Source organism: Pseudomonas sp. MIL9, assembly GCF_016887925.1.
Classification (GTDB): Bacteria; Pseudomonadota; Gammaproteobacteria; order Pseudomonadales; family Pseudomonadaceae; genus Aquipseudomonas; species Aquipseudomonas mohnii.
The window spans coordinates 32,171-47,342 of sequence record NZ_JAFEHE010000038.1; the positions used below are offsets into that span (position 1 = coordinate 32,171).

The following is a 15,172-nucleotide window of genomic DNA, read 5'->3' on the forward strand; positions in this document are numbered from 1 at the left end:
GCGACCCATGTGGGAGCGCGCTTGTCGGGTCGCCGCATCGCAGCGATGACGTCAGCAAATCCAACATCAACGGTGACCGACCGCTGTCGCGAGCAAGCTCGCTCCCACAGGGTCCGAATGTGTCCGCGAAGTTAGCGCTCATCTTCAGATTTGTGGTTTTCCTCGACGGTGACGGTGGCCGTGGTTCCCGCTCGCAGTTTGTCTTTACCGGCGTAACCCTCGTCAATCCTGATCCGCACTGGCACCCTCTGCGCCAGCTTGACCCAGGTGTAGCTGGGGTTGATGTTGGCCAGTAGCCGGCCACCGGGCAGGTTTTCCCGGTCGGCGATGGCGAAGGCAATGCTTTGTACGGTGCCGCCGAATTTTTCACCGCTCATCAATTCAATGTCGACCCGGTCGCCCTCGCCGATTCGCGGCAACTTGGTTTCTTCGAAGTAGCCGCTGACATAAAAGCTGTCGCTGTCCACCAGCGCCAACAACGGACCACCCACCGTTGCATAGTCTCCCTGGCGGGTCAGCAGGTTGGTGACGTAGCCACTGACTGGCGATTCCACGCGGGTGCGCTGCAGATCCAGTTCGGCCTGGGTCAATGCCGCAATCGCCAGTTGCACGGTGGCCTGCGCCAGCCCCAGGTTGGCCTGGTTACGCAACAAGTCAGCCTGTGCCACCGAGACTTCGGTGTTGGACTTTTCCCATTCCTCGCCGGAAATCGCCGAGCGCTCCTTGAGGGTTCGACGGCGCCGCTCTTCGCTCTGGCGCTGGCGTAACAGCGCCTGGCTGGAGACGATGGTCGCTTCAGACTGCCCCAGCGACGCTTTCGCCACCTCGACGGAGCGTCTGGCATGTTCAACCGCCAGGGCATAGCGCGCCGGATCGATCTCCAGCAACAACTGGCCCTTATCCACATGCTGGTTGTCCTGCACGCCGAGCCTGACGATGCGCCCCGAAACATCGGCGGACAGGGTCACCACGTCGGCACGCACCCGGGCGTCCCGGGTCCAGGGCGCGCGGGTGTAATGCTCCCAGGCAAACCAGCCGAGGACGAACGCCAGCACGACCACGGCCAGTGTCGTCAGGTGTGAAAGGATCTTCTTCAAGGCATCAGGCTCCCATCAGCAGAATCAGGGTCGCACACACACAGGCGTACAACGCGCCCTCGAACAACGCTTCATGCCAGACGAAGCGCAGCACGCCCAGGCGCCGCAGCACCCAGTCCAGCGCCAGGAAAATCGGCAGGCCCAGCAGCAGCGCCTGGGCGATGGGCGGGAGGTAGACACCGCCTATTTCCAGATCAATGGGCAAGCGCAGGTACTCCTTGTGGGGCGAGCGGTTCAAAGTGATGGCGATGGCGCTCCAGGAATGACACCACGATCAACAGCGCCACGCGCATGCGAAACACCGACCACAGATGTTCATGAACACTGGAATGCAGGGTGTCCAGTTCATCGCCCAAGGCATGCAGGCTGTTGATCACGTGATCCGCCTGAATGCCGGGGCGGCCAGCGACCAGCCGCCCGGTTTCACGGACCGTGGCGAACACCTGGCTTTGCACAGCGGGCGTCAACAACGCGTTGCCCTGCCCCTGTTGCCGCAGCTGGTTCAAGGCGATACCCAGGGCCATGCAACCGAGACTGACTTCAAACACATCCCGCGATCCCTGGTCCTGGGTCGCCGGCAGCAAACCCAGCATCATGGTCAGGCGATCGACCATGCGGCTCTCGAAGGCAAACTGGTTTTCATCGGTGGCCGGGACTTTGAGCAAGGCGTACACCTGCTCGCAGTTCTCCTTGAACAACCGGCGCATCCGCAATACCGGCCGGAACGGAAAGATCAGCGCGTAGACACTCAACCCCAGCACCGTCGCGCACGTGTAGGCGCCAGCAAACTCGAACCACTGGATGGCGGTATTTTGTCCAAGCCCCACATTCAACGGGCCCAGCAGCAGAAATGTCGTCAGCCCCAGCCCCATACCGGTGCCGGTGGTGGGCGGACTGGACAGCCCCACGGCGACGGCATAAAGCAAGGGTGCCAGCAACATCGCGAGCATTTCGAAGTTACTGATCATCGGGACAAACATGAACTGCAGCAGTGCCGACGCCAGCAACGCCAGGCCAAACCCTCTGGCATAGCTTTGAACCACCAGCAGCGGCCGTGGAAACGTCGACATCAGCGAACAAAGAATCCCCAGCAGCACCATGCCGCCCCGCGCCCCGTCCCAGCCGGTTTCGATCCAGATCAGGCCAGCCACCAATATCGCGGAGAATGCGCGGATGGCGTTCATGGTCGCCAGGGTGAAATCCAGGTGCAGCGGGTTTTCCTGGCCGCGAAAGACACTGCTGGCGGGCCGCCCGCTCTGGATGGCGTCGCTCAGTTCCAGTATCTGCTCGAGTTGTTGCAGCAGGCGCGCCTGTTCCCAGCGCAGCGACCAGGCCAGCGAGCGCAAGGTGGCCGGCATGGCCTCGGTCAATTGCTCGGCCCTGTAGGCCAGCTCGTCGAAGCGTTGGCGCAACGAGGTGAAAGGGTGGCGCTTTTCGCTCGACAGCGAACGGCCCTGTTGCGCCAGTTCATCGAGAAAGGCCAGCTCTTCGGCGCGCAGACGCTGTATTTCCTCGGGCAACGCCCCTTCCCAGCGCTCCGTCAGCAGTAGCCGCTGGTGACGCAGGGCGGTGAGCCTCGCGGTCAGCAGCACCAGCTGATTGCCCAACAGTTGCACCAGCCCGTTGGCGCTGCGCAAGCGAGGTGCATCGAAGTACAAATGCCGACGTACGCCCTCCAGGGCGCTGATCTGACCCAGCAGTTGCATTTGCCGGCGTTGAAAATCCGCCTCGCTTTCCTCGGTGCGCAGGACGGCACTGGCATGGGTCGCCAGCAGTTTGGTGATCTGATCGATTTTGGCGAAATAGTCCCGGGCTACGGCTTCGGGGCGCGCGGTGAGCAGGCTGACCACGCACACACAGGCGACGGCTAACAAAGTCTCGGTGACTCGGGTGACTGCCAGCAGGAATGTGCCCTCCGGGTCGGGAATCGCCAGTAGCGCAATGACCACGGCGGTGTAGCCACTGAGGACGAACGCCTGGGAACTGGTGTAGCGCAACAAGGTGCCACCGGCCGTACACAGCGCGAGCCACAAGGCCAGGGTGGTAATGAAAGGCAGGGGCGCCTGGGGAAAGATCGCCATGGTGGCCACCGCCACGACCGCGCCCATGGTGGTGCCGATGACCTGGCCGAAACTGCGGGCCAGCACCATGCCGCCCAGTGGCTGACTGATGATGACCACGGCCATGATCGACCACTTGGGCTGGTCGAGGTCGAACAGGAAGGCCAGGTAAAGCGTCAACAGCCCGGCCGCAATGGTTCTCAAGGCAAACAGCAACACCCCGGGCCCGGGGTGGACAATCGCCTTGAAGTACTGCAACAGTGCTTGCATGGGTGTGCTCGTTGGCGCTTATCCAGCAAGCGTAGTCACAGCTTCCGGGTCTCGACAGCGCGTCGACGCAACATGGAGGTAAAGCCGTCGATCCCCTCCCCCTCAGTGGGCATTCAGATGAGTCAGGGTTTGACTCAGCGCTCCGCCTGACCGAAGCTGCTGACTTTGCAAAAGCTTGCCAGCTTCCGGATTCGCATGCCCCAGTCCCGCCGTTATCTGCTTATCAGTCTCTGCGCCTTGCTTGTCATCGGCCTCGCCTGGGTGTACCTGCGCAGCACGACGCCAGTGGTGCCCGAAGCGATCAAGCGCGGCTACAGTGAGGCGCTGGCCCAGGCCCGCGCCGGCCAGCCCGGCGCCGCGCGGGTGCTGTACCAGCAATTGGGCCGCCCCGATCTATCGCCCAAACGGCGCATCTGGCTGCACGCCGAACTGCCCAACTACCCGAGTTCGGTGGCCCTGAAACTGGCGGACGCCGACTTGCAACATGAGTCGCCCGAGGTGCGTATCGCGGCGATCAAGAGCATCAGCGGGCTGGTGCCCAACGGCCAGCGCAGCTTATTGCTCGGGCCGTTGCTCGATGACAAAGACCAGAATGTGCGGTTGGCCGCCGTCAACGCCTTGCTGGGCTTGTCACCGGACGACCTCGGCTTGTATTTCGGGCCACTGGAACAAGCCATCGATGCCTGGGAGCAGGTACTCAAAAGCGCGCCGGAGAGCGCCGAGAATCACTATCAGCTGGCTCGACTGCATTTGCACAACGCCGAATTCAAGGAGGCCCAGCAGGCGCTTGAAAACACCCTGCGCCTGGCCCCCGACAACCTGCCGGCGCTGGTCATGCAGATTGAGGTGCTGGATAAGCTGGGACAAAGCGATGCCGCCCGGCAGTTATTGGCCAGGCAATTGAAAGCACAGCCCGACTCCGCCTATTTGCAGCATGCCCTGGGGCTGTGGCTGCTCAATCATGGCCAGAGTGAGTTCGCGCTGTTGGGCCTGTCCAAAGCCGTGGAGCTTGAGCCGGACAACAAGGACTATCGCTATGACCTGGCCACCACCCTGCACGGTGAACAGGAGCTGGAAGCGGCGCAGAAGCAATTGCAGGAGATCGTCCAGCGCCACCCGAACGATCGCAGGGCGCGAGTGCTGTTGATCAATTACTGGAAGGAAAGCGGACAACTGCAGAATGTGCAGATCCTGCTGGCACAACTCGAACAAATGAATCCGGACGACCCGGCCCTGCAGCAAGGTCTCTGATATCCCGCCGTAAATTTTGTTGAACGCTCGTCTCGACCAAAGGTCAAGTGAACAGGCAGACCCTTGTGGCACTCAGCGCCCACTGCCTCGTTCCCCTAGTCAAGAGAGGGCATTTTTTGTCTATATCCAACGAGTTGATCAGTGTAAAAGCCGCCACCGGTATCGAAGGGCTGGATGACATCCTCGATGGCGGACTCTCTCGCGGCCACGTGTTTCTACTGGAGGGCGAACCGGGCACCGGCAAGACCACCGTTGCCCTGCACTTTCTGTTGGCTGGCGCCCGGGCCGGCGAACGCTCGTTGTACATCACCCTGTCCGAAACCGAGCGCGAACTGCGCCAGGGCGCCCGGTCCCACGGTTGGGAACTGGGCGAAAACGTGCATATTTTCGAACTGACGCCGCCGGAAAGCCTGCTCAATGCCGAGCACCAGCAGTCGCTGCTGTACTCCTCTGACCTGGAATTGGGCGAGGCCACCAAGCAGATCTTCGAAGTGGTCGAACGCTTCAAGCCAACCCGCGTGGTGCTCGACAGCCTGTCCGAGATCCGTCTGCTGGCACAAAGCTCATTGCGCTACCGCCGGCAGATCCTCGCGATCAAGCATTACTTCGTGCGTTACGACGCGACCGTGTTGCTGCTCGACGACCTGACCACCGAGTCCCTCGACAAAACCGTGCACAGCGTGGCCCACGGCGTGATCCGCCTGGAGGAACTGACCCCCAACTACGGCGCCGAACGGCGGCGTATCCGGGTGGTGAAGTACCGGGGCCAGAAATACCGTGGCGGCTTTCACGACTTCACCATCATGGGCGATGGCGTGCATGTGTTTCCACGCCTGGTGGCCGCCGAACATCGCGGGCGCTACCTGCGCCAGCAATTGACCAGCGGCATCGCGCAAATGGACGCCCTGCTCGGCGGCGGTATTGAAACCGGCTCCAGCACCTTGATTCTCGGTCCGGCCGGTACCGGCAAATCCCTCATTTCCATGATCTTCGCGGCCGCCGCCGTGGCCAGGGGTGAAAAAGCCGCCTTGTTCATTTTCGACGAGGAACTGGGCCTGCTGTTCGAGCGCATGAAAAACATCGGTATCGATTTGCAGGGATTGCAACACGGCGGCAATTTGCTGATCGAACAGGTGGATGCCGCTGAACTGTCCCCCGGCGAGTTCTCCCACCGGGTTCGTCGCTGCGTCGACGAGCGCAACATCAAGACCGTGGTCATCGACAGCATCAACGGCTACCAGGCGGCCATGCCCGAAGAGAACGCCCTGGTCTTGCACATGCACGAGCTGTTGCTGTACCTCAACCGTCAGGGCGCCGCGACCTTCATGACCGTCGCCCAGCATGGACTGGTCGGCGATATGCAGGCCCCGGTGGACATCACTTATCTGGCGGACACGGTGATTCTGCTGCGCTACTTCGAAGCCGTGGGCAAGGTGCGCCGGGCGATTTCGGTGATCAAGAAACGCACCGGCAGCCATGAATCCACCATTCGCGAGTACCGCATCAGCAGCGAGGGCATGACCATCGGTGAGCCGCTGGAAACCTTCCAGGGTGTTTTGCGCGGCGTTCCCACTTATCTGGGCGCCAGCAACCCGCTGCTCGGGGAAGAAACCCCATGACGGCGGTCGAAGCCACTTCCGAGCGCGCGATCATCCTCGCGCCGCTGGGGCGCGACGGCCAGATTGCCTTGATGCTGCTCCGTGAAGCGGGTTTCGACGGGGTTGTCAGTGCAGGCCTGATCGAGCTCTGCCGGGAACTGGAACAAGGTGCGGGGTTGCTGCTGATATCCGCCGAGGCCTTGTTGGGCATTGATCTGGACCCGTTACTGGGCCTGATCGAGCAGCAGCCGGCCTGGTCGGACCTGCCGATCGTATTGTTGACCCATCATGGCGGCCCGGAACAAAACCCCGCCTCACGTTTTGGCCCGCAACTGGGCAACGTCACCTTCCTCGAGCGGCCCTTTCATCCGGAGACTTTGATCAGCCTGGTGACCACGGCCCTGCGCGGACGTCGACGACAGTACGAGGCCCGGGACCGGCTAATCGACTTGAGCCAGAGCGAACTGCGCCTGCAGAACACCCTCGAAACCCTTGAGCAGCAAGTCGAAGAACGCACCGCACAGCTTCGTCACAACGAAGAAGTGTTGCGCCAGTCGCAGAAAATGGAGGCAGTCGGCCAACTCACCGGCGGTATCGCCCACGACTTCAACAACATGCTGACCGGCATCATCGGTAGCCTGGAATTGCTGCGCCGGCGTCTGGCCCGTGGCCGCACCGAGGATCTGGACAGCCTGATCGACCTTGGCGTGACCTCGGCCAATCGCGCGGCGGGCCTGACTCACCGGCTGTTGGCGTTCTCCCGTCGCCAGTCGCTGGACTCCAAACCCGTGGAGATGAACAACCTGGTGATCTCCATGGGCGAATTGCTGCAACGCAGCATCAACGAAAGCATCTGTCTGGAAATGCAGCTGAGCGAGCACCTGTGGGTGGCCGAGGCTGACCCCAATCAACTGGAAAGTGCCCTGCTCAACCTGGTCATCAACGCCCGCGATGCCATGCCCGATGGCGGCAAACTGGTGGTGGGGACCGCGAACCAGCAGCTGGACGCCCGCTTCACCGAAGCCCACAGCAACCTCAAGCCGGGTGACTACGTGGTACTCAGTGTCACCGACAATGGCTGCGGCATGCAGCAAAGCACCATCAGCCGCGCTTTCGATCCGTTCTTCACCACCAAGCCTATCGGTCAGGGCACCGGCCTGGGGTTGTCGATGATCTATGGCTTCAGCAAACAATCCCGGGGCCATGTCGCCATTCAAAGCGAAGTGGGCCAAGGCACGACGGTGAGCCTGTTCCTGCCGCGCTTCGGTGGCGACCTGCCCCGGGACAATCCGGTCGATCGCCAGCATCCGCTCTTCGCGCAGAATGGCGAAACGGTACTGATCGTCGAGGATGACCCGGCGGTCCGGGTGTTGGTGAGTACCGTGCTGAGCGAGCTGGGCTATGCCTTCGTCGAGGCTGGCGATGCGGCCGCTGCGTTGCCGGTTCTCGATTCGGGGCAGCGTATCGACCTGATGATCAGCGATGTCGGCCTGCCCGGCATGAACGGCCGGCAACTGGCGGAAATCGGCCGGCAGCACCGGCCGGGGCTCAAGGTCTTGTTCATCACCGGCTATGCCGAGCACGCGGCGGTGCGCGGGGGTTTCCTCGACCCTGGCATGCAGATGATCACCAAGCCGTTCACCTTCGACTTGTTGACGGCGAAGGTGCGGGAGATGATCAGCGTCTGAAGCACCCACCCTCCTCAGGCGTTGCCCAAGGCAGCGCCTGCAGCCCTCAGGACAGCATGTCCTGCATTATTTCCTGCAGCACATCCAGGTCGAATGGCTTGGCGAGGATAGGCGCCGTGCGCGTGATCGGGCTGTCGGTTTCACGGATTTCCTGCGGATAGCCGCTGATGAATATCACCTTCAGCTCCGGTCGCAGCTTGATCGCGGGCTCGGCGATCTGCACGCCGGAGATTCCGCCCGGCAGGCGGAAGTCGGTGATCATCATGTCCAGGTGCGGCTTGCTGGCAAGGATTTCGAAAGCCTGCTCACCGTTTTCGGCCTGCAGAACCCGGTAGCCCTCCCCCGACAGATAGGCCGTCAGCACCATCAGAATCGAGGGGTCATCTTCGACGATCAATACGACGTCTTGTGCATCTTCACTCATGGGAAGCCTTTGTTCGGTCAATAGCTGCTGATACGACCATGGGGTCGATCAGAGGTTGCGTTTATCGGACTGTTTTCCTACAGCGGTAGACAAACGCGAAACAGGGCGCCTTCGCCAATCCGGCTTTCGACGGTAATGGTACCGCCATGGGCGGTCACTATCTGTTCAGAAATAAACAATCCCAACCCGAGCCCGGCGACGGCGTGTTTGGCCGTGACGCGCTCGAACTGCTGGAAAATCCTGTGCTGGTTCTCTTCACTGATGCCGATCCCGAAGTCACGCACTTCCACCCGTGCTTCACCACGCTCACTGTACACCTTCACGGTGATCGGGCTCTTGGCCCCGTAACGCAGGGCGTTGGTCAGCAGATTGGAAATGACCTGCTCGATACGAAACTCATCCCAGTTGCCGACCACCGGTTGCTCGGCCACCAGGGTCACCGACGACTCGGCGGCCTCGATCTGTGCGGCGAAGTTCTGCAACAGGCTGCGAACCCGTTCCGACAGATCGAAGCGTGTCGGTCGAATCGACAGCTTGCCGGTGCGAATACGCGACACATCGAGCATGTCTTCGATCAGGCGGATCAGGCTTTTGATCTGCCGCTCATCGCGATCGACCATGGCCTGCATCTTGTCGAGGGTAAACGCCGCAGCGTTATCCCGGGCAAGGTGCATCTTGCGCAACTGGGTTTCGAGGATCAGGCCATTGAGCGGCGTGCGCACTTCGTGGGCGACGATGGACATGAAGTCATCGCGCATCCGCACGGCCTGCTCCAACTCCAGCTGGGTACTCTGCAAGCGCTTGAGCAACACTTCCTGCTCGCGCCGACTCTGCTCCAGCTCTTCGACCTGCTGCTTCATCGCCTTGCTCTGACGAAACAGTTCGACGAACACATTGACCTTGCTCTTGACCGCATGAATGTCCAGCGGTTTGTGCAGGAAGTCCACGGCCCCGCTTTCATAGCCCTTGAACGCGTAATTCAGCTCGCGACCGGCGGCACTGACGAACACGATCGGAATGTTTTTGGTCTTTTCCGTGCCACGCATCAACTCGGCCAGTTCAAACCCATTCATGCCGGGCATCTGCACATCGAGAATGGCCATGGCGAATTCGTGCTGCAACAACAGCGACAAGGCTTCGTCGGCGCAAAGCGCCTTGTAGACGATGCGATCCTCGCGCTTGATCAGCGCTTCGAGCGCCAGCAGGTTTTCCGGCAGATCGTCGACAATCAGCAGTTTGGCCTGGATATTACTTAGCATGCGATTTGTTCCAGCTCGACAAGCAAACGGCCAATGCCGCGGATAGTGAGAATGTGGTCAGGCTGGTGAATATCCAGCGCCGCCAGGGGCATGGTCGCGACCTGCGCCTCGTCCGGGTCCTGCACGACCGTCAGCCCGCCACGTCGCTTGACCTGCGCCAGGCCGTGGGCGCCGTCGCGGTTGGCGCCGGTCAGCAGCACGGCGGCCAGTTTCGGTCCATAGGCATCGGCCGCCGATTCGAACAGGTAGTCGATGGCGGGTCGCGAGTAATGCACGCGGTCTTCAAGGCTCAAGGAAAAGCTGCGGTCCTGCTCCACGGACAAGTGATAACCGGGCGTGGCGAAATACAGGGTTCCGGCTTCGATGCGGCATTTGTCGCTGGCCTCCAGTACCGGCAGGGCCACCCGTCGGGCAAAGACCTCCGCCAGGTGGCTGCGCCGCTCATCCGGCAGGTGCAGCACCACAACGATCGGCAACCCAAAGCCTTCGCGCAGCGGGGTGAGGATATTGAGCAGCGCTTCTACCCCGCCTGCCGACGCGCCGATCACGATTGCTTCTATAGAAGGCAAGCCCATGGTGTCGTTCATGATTTACGGTAGATCCGTTCCTGTTTGGCCAAGGGCTCGAACTGATTGCCATAGGCCGAAAAATCCGGGGTTTCCTTGCTCCCCAGCACCAGAAATCCACGGTGGCACAGTGACTCGTGAAACAAACCGAACGCGCGATCCTGTAATTTTTTATTGAAATAAATCAATACGTTACGACAAGAAATTAACTGAGTCTCTGAAAACACACTGTCGGTCGCCAGGCTGTGATCGGCGAACGTCACGTTCTCGCACAGCGACTTGTCGAAAATCGCGTAGCCATAGGCAGCCGTGTAGTAATCGGCGAAGGAGCGCTGGCCTCCCGCGTGCTGGTAGTTAGACGTATAGGCCCGGACATTCTCCATCGAAAAAATGCCTTGCTTGGCTTTTTCCAGGGAGCGCGGGTTGATGTCGGTGGCATAGATGATGGTGCGATCGAGCAGGCCTTCTTCGCGCAGCAAAATCGCCATCGAATAGACCTCTTCGCCCGTGCTGCAGCCGGCGATCCAGATCTTGATCGACGGGTAAGTCTTGAGCAGCGGCACCACTTCCTTGCGTATGGCCAGAAAGTGCGAGGGATCACGGAACATTTCACTGACTGGAATCGTCAGCAGCTGCAGCAATTGCATGAATGCCTTCGGATCGTGCAGGACCTTTTCCTGCAGGGCCGAAATGGTGCCGCACTCGAACTGGCTCAGCGCGTGTGTCACCCGGCGCTTGATCGAAGCGCCGGAATAATCGCGAAAATCGTAGCTGTACTTGAGGTAGATCGCCTCGATCAACAAGCGCAGCTCGATTTCACTGTTTCGCTCCACTGAATAATGGCGCTCCACTAGATACGTTCCATCTTCGGCAACCACACCCGGATCAGCGAAAACAGGCGATCCAGGTCGATGGGTTTGGCCAGGTAATCGTTGGCGCCCGCCTGCAGGCAGCGCTCCTGGTCGTCCTTCATGGCCTTGGCCGTTACCGCAATGATCGGCAGTTTGCGCCAGCGCGGGTCCTTGCGGATTTCGGTGGTGGCTTCGAAGCCATCCATTTCCGGCATCATCACGTCCATCAACACCAGATCGATGTCCTCGACTTCATTCAATCGATCAATCGCCTCAAGGCCATTACGCCCGATGATCACGACTGCGCCCTTTTGCTCCAGTGCGCTGGTGAGGGCGAAGATGTTGCGTACGTCGTCGTCCACCAGCAGCACTTTGCGCCCCTCGAACACCTTGTCGCGGCTGCGGGCGGTCTTGAGCATTGTCTGTCGTTCATGGGACAGCCGGGATTCGACTTTGTGCAGAAAAAGTGTGACCTCATCCAGCAAGCGCTCGGGCGAACGCGCGCCCTTGATGATGATGGAGCGCGAATACTTGCGCAGTTCGGTTTCTTCGTCCCGGGTCAGATTGCGCCCGGTGTAGACGATCACCGGCGGAAACGAACAGATGTCCTCGGTCGACATGTGCTTGAGCAGGTCATTGCCGAGCATGTCCGGCAGTTTGAGGTCGATGATCATGCAATCGAAGATCGTGGTGCGCAGCAGCTCCAGTGCGTCCTGGGCCAGGCCGACGGCGGTGATTTCGATGTCATCGTCACCGATCAGGCGGGAAATGCTGTCGCGCTGCAGGTCATCGTCTTCCACCAGCAGCACGCGTTTGACTTTCTGGGTCAGCTTGGCTTCCAGGCGCGCAAAGACGTCCTTGAGCTCTTCGCGAGTGGTCGGCTTGAACGCATAACCGATGGCGCCCATGTGCATCGCCGCCTCGACCCGGTCTTCGACGGAAATCACGTGCACCGGTATGTGTCGGGTTTTCGCGTGCTCCTTGAGGCGTTGCAGGACGGTCAACCCGGAATGATCGGGCAGGCGCATGTCCAGCAGGATCGCGTCGGGGCTGAACTCGCGGGCCAGGTCGTAGCCTTCATCGGCACCGTGGGCCACCAGGCACTGATAACCCAGCTCATGGGCGAGATCGTAGAGGATGTGCGCAAAGTTCGGCTCGTCCTCCACCACCAGAATGCAGCGGGTAGCGAACGGCGCCCGGTTGCGGTCATCGTCGAAGCGCGGAATGTCTTCGACGATCAGCGGAGCCGGGGTGGCTGGCGCCACGGGCGGGGCTGCCGCTACCGCCACTGGACGCATCGGTTCGACAGGGTCGTCCCCCGGTTCGACGTATTGTTGCGGCAACACCAGGGTGAACACGCTGCCCTCTCCCGGTGTGCTACTGACGCTGATGGAACCGCCCAGCAAAGCGGCCAGGTCGCGGGAGATCGACAAGCCCAGCCCGGTGCCGCCGTAACGGCGATTGGTGGTGCCATCGGCCTGGCGAAAGGCTTCGAAAATGCTTTCCTGCTGATCCACGGCAATGCCGATCCCTGTGTCGCGCACAGTAAAGGCAATGGCGTGGTTGGGCGCCGAGGCAACGCTGAGGCTGACGCTGCCCTTTTCGGTGAACTTCACCGCGTTGGACAGCAGGTTCTTGATGACCTGCTCCAGGCGCTGGCGGTCGGTAAAGATCAACGCGGGAGCGCTGTCTTCCAGCGTGGCGTGGAATGCCAGCTGCTTGTCCGTGGCCAATGCCTGGAACATCCCGCGCAAGCCATCCACCAGACGCGCGACGCTGGTGTTTTCCGGGCGGATCTCGAGTTTGCCGGCCTCAACCTTGGAAATATCGAGAATGTCGTTGATCAGGTTGAGCAAGTCATTACCGGCGCTATAGATCGATTCGGCAAACTTGACCTGTTCGGCGCTGAGGTTCTCCTGAGGGTTTTCCGCCAGCAACTTGGCCAGGATCAACGAACTGTTCAGTGGCGTGCGCAGTTCGTGGGACATGTTGGCGAGAAATTCCGACTTGTACTTGCTGGAACGCTGCAGCTCTTCGGCGCGCTCTTCGAGTTGACGCTGGGCCTGATTGAGCTCGGTGTTCTTCAGGTCCATGGCGTCGCGCTGCTCGGCCAGAATCGTTGCTTGTTCGGCGAGTTGCTCGTTGGTCTGCTCCAGCTCCACCTGCTGGGTTTCCAGGTGTGCCTGGGACTCCTTGAGGATTCGCGACTGTTCTTCGAGCTCCTCGTTGGCGGTCTTGAGCTCTTCTTGCTGCACCTGCAGCTCTTCGTTGAGTTGCTGGGTTTCGGCCAGCACTTCCTGCAGGCGCTGACGATAACGCGCGGCCTCGATGGAGGTGCCGATGTTGGCCGCTATCAGCTCAAGCAGTTCGACGTCGCGGTCGTTCAGTGGACGCAGGAAACCCAGTTCGATGACGCCATTGACCCGATCGTCGTCGCTGGTCGGCACCACCAGCACACTGTGCGGCAAGCCCTGGCCGAGGCCGGAACTGACCTTGAAATAGTCGCTCGGCACGTTGTCCAGGCGGATCAGGCGTGCCTGTTGCGCCACTTGGCCGACAATGCCTTCGTCACTGTAGATCTGCTGATCGATGGCTTCCTGCTCACGGGAAAAGCCGTAGGACGCCACGCGCCTGAGGCCGCCGTGCTCTTCGCGGACATACAGCGCAGCCACGGCACTGCCCAGGTACTGCGCACAGAACTGCAGGATGTTGCGCCCCAGCAGATTGAGGCTCAGTTGCCCCAGCACTTGTTCGGCCAGTTCGGTCTGGCCATTGCGTAACCAGGCTTGCTGCTCCAGGCGATGGGCGCTGGCCTGCTGCGCGGCAAGGTTGGCGCTGTAACTGTTGGACAGATTGAGCAGGTCGCGACGGCCGATGTAAGCCAGCAAGCCACTGATGCCAGCGATGAACAACAGGTAGAGACCGATGCTCCAGACCGTCGTGCGCCGCACCTCATCGTTGCGGGTGGTGCGCAGTTGCTGCTCCATGTCGATCACGTCTTCGAACTGCTTGCGGATCTCATCGGTCAAGCGTTTGCCTTTTCCAGCCCTCACCGCGCTGCGATAATCGCCGCTGGATCGCTGCAGATCGATCATGGTTTGCGCATAATCGGCCCATTCCTGTTGCAACGCCTGCAGCCGGTGCAGACGGTCGGTCTGGGCCGGGTTGTCGCCTGTCAATTCGAGCAAGGTTTTGAGGACGACCTCGATTCTCGGCTTCGCCGTTTCATAGGGTTCGAGAAATTTTTCGTCACTGCTGAGCAGGAAGCCGCGCATGCCGGTTTCCAGATCGACCGTCAGCTTGAGCGCTTCATTGGCGTTATTGATCACCCGGTCCGTGTGCTCGACCCACTGGATCGTCGACAGCAGGTACATGATCAACGAAACAAAAAACACTGCACTGATGACGCCGACACCCAGCGGCAGGCTGATGTTGCGGCTCAGGAGTTTACGGAATCGTTGCTCATCAACCGAAGACGCAGAGGTCATAGTCAAGCCTTGTCGAACGTGTGAAACCAAGGAGTCTGCCCCAAAACCGGCGCATTGATCCAATTTTCTGATGCATATCTACGCAAAATCCTGCATACAGCTGCTTTGGCGCCAAAGGAGCGGTTATCCTTTCTCTCCATGCCGCTACTCTTTTTATAGCCCGTCGGGAACTTGTCGGGAGTCGCCATTTACTCATGCAGGAGGCCGGAGATTCGATCGCCCGCCCCCCCCCTATCACTTTTCGAGAAGTCCGCCATGTCCGCCAACATTTCCATCATCCTGGTCGTCGAAGACGATGACATCGTGCGCATGCTCATTGTCGATGTGCTGGAGGAGCTGGAATTCAAGGTGCTGGAGGCCGACGGCTGCGATCAGGCGCTGGCGTTTCTCAAGGATGCAGAGCAGCACATCGACTTGATGATGACCGATGTCGGCCTGCCGCAGATGGATGGCCGGGAGTTGGCCGCTCAAGCGCGAATGCTGCGCCGCGAATTGCCGGTGCTGTTCGCCAGCGGTTATGCCGAAAGCATCGAAGTGCCCGAAGGCATGCATGTGATTGGCAAACCCTTCTCCATTGATCAGTTGCGGGACAAGGTCAAGAGCATTCTCGAATGAACCTG

General features: G+C 60.5%; 12 protein-coding genes. 4 read left to right on the forward strand and 8 right to left on the reverse strand.

What is annotated here, in order from left to right; genetic code table 11:
• Positions 1 to 131 precede the first annotated feature (131 nt).
• Genes JQF37_RS30160 through JQF37_RS30170 form a run of 3 tightly spaced genes read right to left on the reverse strand, consistent with a single transcriptional unit; the run spans position 132 to position 3,427 of the window.
• Positions 132 to 1,097 (reverse strand): HlyD family secretion protein, encoded by a 966-nt coding sequence (locus JQF37_RS30160; protein ID WP_130209360.1) that lies wholly within the window; start codon positions 1,095 to 1,097, stop codon positions 132 to 134.
• Between the two features lie 4 nt (positions 1,098 to 1,101).
• Positions 1,102 to 1,302 carry a DUF1656 domain-containing protein gene (locus JQF37_RS30165; protein WP_047528674.1) on the reverse strand — a complete coding sequence of 67 codons (201 nt, stop codon included), beginning with the start codon at positions 1,300 to 1,302 and terminating at the stop codon, positions 1,102 to 1,104.
• A complete protein-coding gene (locus JQF37_RS30170) occupies positions 1,292 to 3,427 on the reverse strand; it encodes an FUSC family protein (RefSeq protein ID WP_130209362.1) in 2,136 nt (711 codons plus the stop codon). Before JQF37_RS30170 ends, JQF37_RS30165 begins: the two co-directional genes overlap by 11 nt.
• A gap of 195 nt (positions 3,428 to 3,622) precedes the next feature.
• Here JQF37_RS30170 and JQF37_RS30175 point away from each other — a divergent pair, with 195 nt between their 5' ends.
• The 3 genes from JQF37_RS30175 (at position 3,623) to JQF37_RS30185 (ending at position 7,964) form a co-directional block, all read left to right on the forward strand.
• Entirely contained in the window at positions 3,623 to 4,678 is a 1,056-nt protein-coding gene (locus JQF37_RS30175) for a tetratricopeptide repeat protein (RefSeq protein ID WP_130209364.1), read from the forward strand.
• Positions 4,679 to 4,794: 116 nt separating this feature from the next.
• On the forward strand, positions 4,795 to 6,297 hold the full coding sequence (locus JQF37_RS30180; RefSeq protein WP_130209366.1) for an ATPase domain-containing protein: 1,503 nt from the start codon (positions 4,795 to 4,797) through the stop codon (positions 6,295 to 6,297).
• Positions 6,294 to 7,964 (forward strand): response regulator, encoded by a 1,671-nt coding sequence (locus JQF37_RS30185; protein WP_130209368.1) that lies wholly within the window; start codon positions 6,294 to 6,296, stop codon positions 7,962 to 7,964. Before JQF37_RS30180 ends, JQF37_RS30185 begins: the two co-directional genes overlap by 4 nt.
• Positions 7,965 to 8,010: 46 nt before the next feature.
• Here the strand turns inward: JQF37_RS30185 and JQF37_RS30190 are convergent, their stop codons facing one another.
• The 5 genes from JQF37_RS30190 to JQF37_RS30210 form a co-directional block, all read right to left on the reverse strand.
• A complete protein-coding gene (locus JQF37_RS30190) occupies positions 8,011 to 8,388 on the reverse strand; it encodes a response regulator (protein ID WP_130209369.1) in 378 nt (125 codons plus the stop codon).
• A 77-nt stretch (positions 8,389 to 8,465) separates the two neighbouring features.
• A complete protein-coding gene (locus JQF37_RS30195) occupies positions 8,466 to 9,647 on the reverse strand; it encodes a hybrid sensor histidine kinase/response regulator (protein ID WP_130209371.1) in 1,182 nt (393 codons plus the stop codon).
• On the reverse strand, positions 9,641 to 10,234 hold the full coding sequence (locus tag JQF37_RS30200; RefSeq protein ID WP_130209373.1) for a chemotaxis protein CheB: 594 nt from the start codon (positions 10,232 to 10,234) through the stop codon (positions 9,641 to 9,643). Before JQF37_RS30200 ends, JQF37_RS30195 begins: the two co-directional genes overlap by 7 nt.
• Positions 10,231 to 11,064, reverse strand: coding sequence for a protein-glutamate O-methyltransferase CheR (locus JQF37_RS30205; RefSeq protein ID WP_130209375.1), 834 nt, complete (start codon positions 11,062 to 11,064; stop codon positions 10,231 to 10,233). The genes JQF37_RS30200 and JQF37_RS30205 overlap by 4 nt, the downstream gene beginning before the upstream one ends.
• On the reverse strand, positions 11,064 to 14,552 hold the full coding sequence (locus tag JQF37_RS30210) for a response regulator (RefSeq protein WP_130209377.1): 3,489 nt from the start codon (positions 14,550 to 14,552) through the stop codon (positions 11,064 to 11,066). The genes JQF37_RS30205 and JQF37_RS30210 overlap by 1 nt, the downstream gene beginning before the upstream one ends.
• Before the next feature lie 255 nt (positions 14,553 to 14,807).
• On the opposite strand from JQF37_RS30210, the gene JQF37_RS30215 reads away from it, so the two are divergent.
• Complete coding sequence (locus JQF37_RS30215) at positions 14,808 to 15,167, forward strand: response regulator (protein WP_130209379.1); 360 nt, start codon at positions 14,808 to 14,810, stop codon at positions 15,165 to 15,167.
• The last annotated feature ends 5 nt before the right edge of the window (positions 15,168 to 15,172 follow it).

Excerpts from the sequence above, each read along its gene's own strand:
- JQF37_RS30200 (WP_130209373.1), bottom strand. The coding sequence starts at position 10,234 with ATGAACGACACCATGGGCTTGCCTTCTATAGAAGCAATCGTGATCGGC.
- JQF37_RS30175 (WP_130209364.1), top strand. The coding sequence starts at position 3,623 with ATGCCCCAGTCCCGCCGTTATCTGCTTATCAGTCTCTGCGCCTTGCTT.
- JQF37_RS30170 (WP_130209362.1), bottom strand. The coding sequence starts at position 3,427 with ATGCAAGCACTGTTGCAGTACTTCAAGGCGATTGTCCACCCCGGGCCC.
- JQF37_RS30185 (WP_130209368.1), top strand. The coding sequence starts at position 6,294 with ATGACGGCGGTCGAAGCCACTTCCGAGCGCGCGATCATCCTCGCGCCG.
- JQF37_RS30210 (WP_130209377.1), bottom strand. The coding sequence starts at position 14,552 with ATGACCTCTGCGTCTTCGGTTGATGAGCAACGATTCCGTAAACTCCTG.
- JQF37_RS30215 (WP_130209379.1), top strand. The coding sequence starts at position 14,808 with ATGTCCGCCAACATTTCCATCATCCTGGTCGTCGAAGACGATGACATC.
- JQF37_RS30190 (WP_130209369.1), bottom strand. The coding sequence starts at position 8,388 with ATGAGTGAAGATGCACAAGACGTCGTATTGATCGTCGAAGATGACCCC.
- JQF37_RS30195 (WP_130209371.1), bottom strand. The coding sequence starts at position 9,647 with ATGCTAAGTAATATCCAGGCCAAACTGCTGATTGTCGACGATCTGCCG.